We start from the raw sequence: 8,665 nt of genomic DNA, 5'->3' as shown, positions 1-8,665 counted from the left end.
AAATAAACCAGATATCATTCATTGCCATGATCATCACGCCGGACTCATACCATTCCTCATGCGATATTCCAATCCCTTCAAATCGCTGGCAGGCATAGCCACCGTTTGCACCATACACAATGCAGAATATCAAGGTTGTTTGGGTTGGGATAAAATGGATCTGCTACCAGAATTTGATCCCAGCAAATCCGAATACTTGAGCTGGTTAACCTGCATCAATTCACTAGCCTCATCCGTTAAATGTTCCACGAAGTTTACAACAGTATCCCCATCTTACCTCGATGAGCTATCCCAAAATTCAAGTGGTCTTGAGAAACTCTTCCAACAAGAAAAAAACAAGGGTTTAGGAATAATAAATGGCATTGACACCCAAGTTTGGGATCCCGAAAAGGATCCTTTGATTGATAAAAACTTTAGTACTGAAACAGTAGATGAGTCGAAACTTGAAAATAAAAAGAAACTCTGTGAAGAATTTGGCTTCAATCCGGAAAAACCACTTTTGATTTTTATAGGACGGTTGGTAGTAGAAAAAGGCGCAGATCTCTTAGCCGAAACAATAAATAATTGTTTAAAAACCTTTGAAAATCAAATAAATATACTCGTTTTGGGATCGGGGAATCAAAAAACCGAAAAAGAATTGGGCAAAATAAATTTAAAACATCGCAAACATTATGGACTTCATATTGGTTATAATGAAGCACTAGCACATCGAATGTATGCGAGTGCAGATTTCTTGCTCATGCCCTCTAGGGTAGAGCCCTGTGGCTTAAATCAACTTTATGCCATCCGATATGGTACAATCCCTATCGTTCATAAAACTGGTGGCTTAAAAGACACTGTAATTGATCTAGAAAATAAAGACGGCTATGGATTATGCATTGATGAACTATCCATTGAAAATCTAATTCAAGCCATTGGAAGAGCTATTTCGCTATTCGCAAATCGCGAAATGCTTACAAAAACAAGGAAAAAGATGATGGCATTGAACTTCTCTTGGGATGAATCAAGCAAGAAATATATCCATTTATATGAACACATATTAGGCGGTTAAAATGAATTCGAAAGTGATATCAGTAGTGTTAGGCGGCGGACAGGGTTCGCGATTGTATCCATTAACCGATACACGTTCCAAACCCGCAGTACCCATTGCTGGAAAATACCGCTTGGTGGATATTCCCATTTCAAATTGCCTAAACTCCGGTATTGAACGCATTTTTGTGTTAACACAATTCAATTCCGCTTCCTTAAATAAACACATTAAAAACACCTATCATTTTAGCTTTTTTAGTGAGGCCTTTGTGGATATTCTGGCAGCTGAACAAACTCCCGGAAATAGCACTTGGTTTCAGGGTACGGCCGATGCGGTGCGCCAAAGTCTCAATCATTTGGAACAGCATGAATGCGATTATATTTTGATCCTCTCGGGCGATCAGTTATACCAAATGGACTTTGATGAAATGATTAGAAATCATGAAAAAAATGGTGCCGACATCAGCATCGCCACCATTCCCGTCCATGAAAATGATGCCAGCGATTTTGGGATTTTAAAATCCGACGAAAATAACATCATCACCTCCTTCATCGAAAAACCCAAACAAGAAGTACTGCACGATTGGAAATCAGACGTAAGCGAAACATTGAAAGCGAACGGAAAAGAATATTTAGCCTCCATGGGGATTTACCTATTCAATAGAAATTTACTGTTTGAGCTACTCGAAAATAATACGAGAACTGATTTTGGGAAGGAAATAATACCACAATCCATCTCCTATCATAAAGTGCTCAGCTATCAATTTGAAGGTTATTGGACCGATATTGGTAATATTCACTCCTTTTTTGAAGCAAATATTGGCTTAACGGATGATATTCCTGAATTCAACCTCTTCGAAAAAAGGCCCATTTTTACCCGGGCTCGGATGCTTCCCCCATCCAAAATTGTGGGAACAACCCTCGAAAAAACAATTGTTGCCGATGGCTGCATCATTCATGCCAGTCGCATTGAACGAAGCGTAATTGGCATCAGAACCCGAATCGGGACAGGTACTACCATTGTAAACGGCTATGTAATGGGTGGCGATCGCTATCAAACCCTCAAAGAGTTAAAAGAGTCTGGAGAGTCGCAAACGCCCATTATGGGCATTGGCGAACGTTGCTATATTAAAAATGCCATTATTGATAAAAACTGTTTCATTGGCAACGATGTCCGCATCAATGGCGGCACGCACCTAAACGACGGCGATTTTAAAACGCACACCATTAAAAATGGAATTATCGTGATCAAAAAAATGGCGGTGATTGAAAATGGGACGATTATTTAATATACGAAAATTTTTACTGTTTTCCAAATAAATCGCCTAAACCACCCATCATATTAGGTGTAGCGGCCTATATTTCAGTATGATGCACATTATCAGCATAATACAAAACCTTATTTATAGCAGTCAAAAGTAAATCTTCCAATTCCTCCGCATCGGAAGAAGCCAGAAATTGCGGGGCAATACTAACGCTCGTAATACGTTTATTTGCTTTTGAACTAATCTTAACCGTTTTTCATTACGAAATAATTGATTTCTCCTAAATCTTCAATATCTAAATTTAGATTTTTGTACGTGTTTATAATTCTTTTAATCATTTCTTCCCTTTCTTCTCCTTCACAAACAACCCAGCCGTATATTTCTCATATAACTCAAATAAAAACTCCATACGTTTGGCTTCGCTGGTGAAGGCTTGTTTGCTGTAGGCGACATCAACGGCTTTGTCTAGCTCGTTGTGGGCTTTTACTAAAGCTGGTGGCATAGTTAACGGATTGTATAAATCTGCTAATGAACTAGAAGGGAAAGAAGCTCTAACATCTAAAACAGTTTGTGCTTTTTCTTCAATCGTTTTTATCTGTTTTTCGGTTGGATTTTCTGGCCAAGGGTAGTTATTGTAAACAATTTCATTGGAGTATCTAAAATCACTTTTTAATCTACCACAAGTGGTTTTTACCCAAGCCATGTGCATAGTTGAATTAAGTATTCCAAAATGATAATAGTTTGCATTTTCAATACTTAAACATGTATCACCAATAATTGAATTTTCATCAAAAATTCCAATGGGTATTATTTTTCTATTCTCAGATGAAACTCTCGGAATTAGAATGTAATTTGATTTTGGCTGTCTAATTTCTCCAAATAACATTGGATAAAGTGCTAGTTTTTTTGTTGCTTCTCTTGAACTATTTCCTCGTAATTTCTCAACAGCTTTTACTTTTTGTAAAGCAATCGGCATTAAATTCCAGTCTTTAGGATTTACATTTTCAAACCAATAACAGTATTTCTTTTGACCATTTAGAAATTCTTGGGCTCCAATAAATGGTTTTATATATTCAATTGATATAGGTTCATTTAATGTAATTTCATCTATTTCATTTTCATTTATGAAGAAATTTCCACCATCATTAGGCATACTTCCAAAAGCTATTTCTGGAACATTGCAAATAGGTTTCCTTCTTTTTTCAATAAAAATATCTTTTGCATCAACCAAATAGGGGTTGATGTTTTTTACTTGTATAGCTAGTGGCTCTCCTTTTATGTCTTCGTATTCAAATAAAACTTTGTTTTTTATATCAAAATTGGCAAAACCGACAATAATGCAATAAACTGCAGCATTACCTTTAGCTTCGTTACTCCATTTAAAAGTTTTATGAGCAAAATGGATTTTAACACCATATTTTGTTAACATTTGCCCCCAAAGAATTGCAGTTTGTTCGCCTTGAACTACTGAATTTGTTGAAACAAAAGCTGCCTTGGTCGAAGTGCCTTGTATGTATTTAGCTGCTTTTAAATACCATCCCGAAACATAATCTAAAACCCCACAACCTTTACTGTTATCAAACTCTTTAATAATTTGATTTCTTTGAAACTGGCTCATAATTTTTGAACCAATAAAAGGAGGATTTCCAATAATATGTGTTAGCTCTTTTTTAGAAACTACGTCTTCCCAATTAACTTCTAAGGCATCTCCATGAACAATTTTAGCTGATTTTTTCAAGGGCAAACGAGCAAAGTATTGTCCAAATTCATGACTAATTTGCATGTTCATTTGGTGGTCAATTAACCACATGGCCACTTCGGCAATACGTGCTGGAAATTCTTCGTATTCAATGCCGTACATCATATCCACATCCAAAAGCATTATTTCTCGGACATCGAGAATTCCTTGACCTGATTTGTATAAGGCTCGTAAAATCTCTAATTCTAATAATCGTAATTCACGATAAGTAATGACTAAGAAGTTCCCACAACCACAAGCGGGGTCTAAGAATTTGAGTTGGCTAATCTTCTTATGGAATTCGGGAAGTTTGTTTTTATTGCCTTTGATAGTTTCAAATTCTTCCCATAATTCATCTAAAAACAAGGGTTTGATCAGTTTTAAGATATTGCTTTCACTGGTGTAATGCGCTCCTAAGTTTCTTCGTTCTTTAGGATTCATTACACTTTGAAACATAGAACCAAAAATAGCCGGTGAAATTTTACTCCAATCGATGTAACAACAATCTAATACCGCTTGGCGCATTTTGCTGTCAAAACTTGCCATCGGTAAAATTTCTTCAAACAATTTACCATTCACATATGGAAAGTCGTTCAATTGCTCGTCTAAATTCTTGAATCGCTTGTCTTTGGCAGTATTTAATACTTGAAACAATTCTTGAATTTTGGAAGCTAAATCACTGCCATCTTCAGCAGTTCTGTGTTCTATATAATCTTGAAATTGTTGTTTTTCAAAAATGGTGGTGTCTTCTGCAAACAAACAGAATAAAATCCGAACCAAATACACTTCTAAGGGATGTCCTTCATAACCAATTTCTTCTAATCGATCGTGGAGTTTTCCCATTAATTCGGCTGCTTTGATGTTGGCAGGGTCTTGCTCTTTATATGTTTTCTTTTGATAGCCTAAAAGATAACCGAAACTTTGAACGTTATGAATTAATTCATCTAAATTAAATTGTAATGTGGATTGTTCTTCGGTATCATATAACCTAAAAATATGAAAATCGCATACCAAAACGTATTTTGGTAATTCGTTTTGTTTTAAACCGTGTGTGTAATCAATGGCTTGTTGAAAGGCTTTGTCCAGGTTTTTACCTCGACTTTTCATTTCTACCAAGATAGTTCCTTTCCAAAGTAGGTCGATGTAACCATCGGCGTCGGATAGTTTCTTTACACGGTGTTCAAACGTTCCAATCTTTTTACGGGTAATTCCAAAAACATCAAAAAAAGCGTCCAAAAAAGGTTTAGCATCCGCTTCTTCATTGGTGGTATCTTTCCATTCTTTGGAAAATTTAACTGCTCGGTCTTTAATTTCGTTCCAACTTAATGCCATATTTTTATTATCGAGCTACGAAGTTAATTATTAAAAAGCCTAATATTAATTTACAATATAGCAAAAAACGATTGTTTTAATTAACTGTTTGGTGGTGGGGTAATTATGCTGAAAAATTTATTGTATAAAGCAGATCGTAAAATCCTTTACTCCACTGTCAGTAGACTTCAGCGCAGCGGTGTCTACGGATTCTTCAATGATTAGGGTCTTCACACTCATTAAAACCCCACTGCTAGAGCCTAATACTGTACAACAGCCCTTCTGTTGTTTAGAAAATCAATTTTTGAAATCGATGGAAAATTATTGGGTACCGGGAGAATTAATAGGAGTCTGAAGACTCCTGATATTTATAAATTCGTAGAGAGACGGCGGTGCTAAAACTAGCGGACAGTGGAATTATCGTGATCAAAAAAATGGCGGTGATTGAAAATGGGACGATTATTTAATATACGAAAATTTTTACTGTTTTCCAAATAAATCGCCTAAACCACCCATCATATTACGTGTAGCGGCCTGCATTTCAGTCTGATGCACATTGTCTGCCTGATCCAAAACCTTATTCATGGCAGTCAAAAGTAAATCTTCCAATTCCTCCGCATCGGCAGAAGCCAGAAATTGCGGGTCAATGCTAACGCTCGTAATACGCTTATTTGCGGTTGAGCTAATCTTAATCTTACCGCCTTCTACTTCTGCCGAAACAGAAATGTTATCCAAACGATTTTTTATCTCTCCAGCCATTTGCTGGGCCTGCATTAATTTATCGAACATAATTCAAATTTTTATCTTACAAATTTAGGATACATTTAAATAAAAATATCCGCTTTAAGCGTGAAAAATAAAGCCTTTAATCATCATCACTTGCTTGTCCATTTCCGCCATACGCACTTCTTCTAACCACGGGCATACCTGCCGCATTAAACAAATCGTCCAATTTTAACAGACTCCCATTGGTGAGGTTAGTAAGTAAAATGATGGTAATATCTTTATCCAATTGCCTCAAATAAATATGACGAAAACCATGCCACCAACCGGTATGATAAACTACTTTATGCTTGGCATCGGTAAAGGTGCGCCAGCCATAACCATAATTAAAATGTCCTTTTTGCATTTCATTATGTGGCGCGTACACCGAATCGAGGGTCGAATCTTCAAGCAAACGGCCCTTACGCATAGCGCGATCAAACAAATAAAGATCATGAATGGTGCTGTAAATTCCTTTATCACCAACAGGGCCATCCAAAAAGTTTTGCGCCACCGAGCGTCTCCAAGTACGATCATGTCCCACCACATCAACGGGTATCTTCTCATATTCAGACTTTGAATACACCGCCGTTTGCTTCATCCCAAGGGGTTTGAATATATTTTCGGCCATAAAAACAGAATACCTTTGTCCGCTAACCTTTTCAATAATAGCTCCCAAAACCATATAATTCGAATTATTATAATGGAATTTCCGGTCTGGCTTCATGTATGGATTAGGTTTGTGCTCCGCTATCTGCTTCATCACCTCCATATTATCAATGCCCACCCGCTGATTCTTCTTCTGCGCCTTCCACAAATCATCAATAAAATAAACATAATTCATCATGCCCGATCGGTGGGTGAGCAATAGTTTAACGGTAATGCCATCGTACGGAAAATCAGGAAAAAATTCCTTCACATCTTGATCAAGTTTGAGCTTACCCTGTTCAACAAGCATCATAATTGCCGTAGAAGTAAAGGTCTTTGTGATGGAGGCCAATTCAAATACCGAATTTATTTTTAAGCTGTCGCGATGTAAATAATCGGCCCAGCCAATCGCTTTTTCATAAATAATTTTACCATCTTTTGCTACCAAAACATTGCCATTAAAGCCTGAACGCCGATGAAGTCGCATCACAATCTCATCAATCCTTTTGTCAGCTTTTTTAGGATCATAAATCAAAGCAATGCTATCCACTTGATCGTCGGAAAGTGTTCTCTCTTTTTTTCCCTTTTCGGGTTCAGAGCTACACGCCTGAATTAGTAATATGCCGACTGAAATAAATAGGATGCCTTTTATATATTGTCTCATTGGGTAAGGTTCTTGGTAGAATTAATGCTGAAAATTAGAAAATATTATACTGAGTGTAGCAAAAGAGTTTTAAACACCCGCCCAGATCTTATAAAAATTACAATAAAGCGCATAAAATCTTATTTTTTGATCCCAACACAAGGTAAAAAAATCTAAATTTGCAGTTTAACAAATAATTCCATTCCAATGACTTACAGAGTAGAACACGATACAATGGGCGAGGTAAAGGTGCCTGCCGATAAATACTGGGGAGCGCAAACCGAAAGATCAAGAAATAATTTTAAAATTGGTCCCGAAGCTAGTATGCCCAAGGAAATTATTGAAGCTTTTGCCTACCTTAAAAAAGCTGCCGCCTATACCAATTGCGATAGCGGAATTTTATCTGTTGAGAAACGTGATCTTATTGCACAGGTATGCGAGGAAATCTTAGCGGGCAAGCTAGCCTCCGAATTTCCATTGGTAATTTGGCAAACAGGCTCAGGTACGCAATCTAACATGAACGTAAATGAGGTTGTAGCCAATCGTTCTCATGTTTTACAAGGAAATAAGCTTGGGGAAGGAAGCACATTTATTCATCCAAATGATGATGTAAATAAATCGCAATCTTCTAACGATACCTATCCTACAGCCATGCACATTGCGGCATATAAAATGGTGATGGAAGTAACTATTCCAGGGGTTGAGAAACTTCGTGATGCACTTCAAGTGAAGGTTGAGAAATTTAAAGATGTGGTTAAAATTGGTCGTACGCACTTAATGGATGCTACGCCTTTAACCCTGGGACAGGAGTTTTCGGGTTATGTTTCACAGCTTAACCACGGTTTAAAAGCTTTGAGAAATACCCTAGACCACCTTTCGGAGTTAGCGCTTGGTGGGACTGCCGTTGGTACGGGAATTAATACGCCTAAAGGTTATGATGTTAAGGTGGCCGATTATATTGCCCAATTTACCGGACTTCCATTCATAACTGCTGAAAACAAATTTGAAGCACTTGCAGCACATGATGCCATTGTAGAAACACATGGTGCTTTGAAGCAAATTGCGGTTTCGCTGATGAAAATCGGAAATGATATTCGCCTTCTTGCTTCTGGTCCGCGCTCTGGAATTGGAGAAATTCATATTCCTGATAATGAACCAGGCTCTTCTATCATGCCAGGAAAGGTTAATCCCACTCAAAATGAGGCGATTACCATGGTTGCTGCGCAGGTTATGGGTAATGATGTAACCATCAGCATCGGCGGATCAAAT

Annotated in this window: 7 protein-coding genes; 3 read left to right on the top strand and 4 right to left on the bottom strand. The window is 37.3% G+C overall.

Annotated elements, in window-relative coordinates:
• Together ACIQ0D_RS09655 and ACIQ0D_RS09650 are read left to right on the top strand one after the other, a co-directional pair.
• On the top strand, positions 1–1,051 hold a 1,051-nt coding region (locus tag ACIQ0D_RS09655; RefSeq protein ID WP_395805077.1), incomplete at its 5' end, for a glycogen synthase.
• A gap of 1 nt (position 1,052) precedes the next feature.
• Complete coding sequence (locus ACIQ0D_RS09650) at positions 1,053–2,318, top strand: glucose-1-phosphate adenylyltransferase (RefSeq protein WP_395805075.1); 1,266 nt, start codon at positions 1,053–1,055, stop codon at positions 2,316–2,318.
• A gap of 67 nt (positions 2,319–2,385) precedes the next feature.
• Here ACIQ0D_RS09650 and ACIQ0D_RS09645 read toward each other — a convergent pair whose 3' ends face one another.
• The 4 genes from ACIQ0D_RS09645 to ACIQ0D_RS09630 all read right to left on the bottom strand — a co-directional run bounded on the left by ACIQ0D_RS09645 (position 2,386) and on the right by ACIQ0D_RS09630 (position 7,417).
• Positions 2,386–2,538 (bottom strand): YbaB/EbfC family nucleoid-associated protein, encoded by a 153-nt coding sequence (locus ACIQ0D_RS09645; RefSeq protein ID WP_395805079.1) that lies wholly within the window; start codon positions 2,536–2,538, stop codon positions 2,386–2,388.
• A gap of 90 nt (positions 2,539–2,628) precedes the next feature.
• The gene (locus ACIQ0D_RS09640) at positions 2,629–5,364 is read right to left on the bottom strand and encodes a class I SAM-dependent DNA methyltransferase (RefSeq protein ID WP_395805073.1); all 2,736 of its coding nucleotides are present in this window, start codon (positions 5,362–5,364) and stop codon (positions 2,629–2,631) included.
• Between the two features lie 459 nt (positions 5,365–5,823).
• Positions 5,824–6,132 (bottom strand): YbaB/EbfC family nucleoid-associated protein, encoded by a 309-nt coding sequence (locus ACIQ0D_RS09635; RefSeq protein ID WP_395805071.1) that lies wholly within the window; start codon positions 6,130–6,132, stop codon positions 5,824–5,826.
• Positions 6,133–6,208: 76 nt separating this feature from the next.
• Positions 6,209–7,417, bottom strand: a complete 1,209-nt coding sequence (locus tag ACIQ0D_RS09630; protein ID WP_395805069.1) for a serine hydrolase domain-containing protein — start codon at positions 7,415–7,417, stop codon at positions 6,209–6,211.
• A 186-nt stretch (positions 7,418–7,603) separates the two neighbouring features.
• Between ACIQ0D_RS09630 and ACIQ0D_RS09625 the strand changes: the two genes are divergently transcribed.
• The coding region (locus tag ACIQ0D_RS09625; protein WP_395805067.1) for a class II fumarate hydratase at positions 7,604–8,665 on the top strand (1,062 nt) is incomplete at its 3' end.

The sequence above is a fragment of the Daejeonella sp. genome (assembly GCF_044342615.1).
GTDB lineage: Bacteria > Bacteroidota > Bacteroidia > Sphingobacteriales > Sphingobacteriaceae > Daejeonella.
Note: the sequence above shows the minus strand (reverse complement) of the source record. Positions and strands in the feature narration are given on the sequence as shown.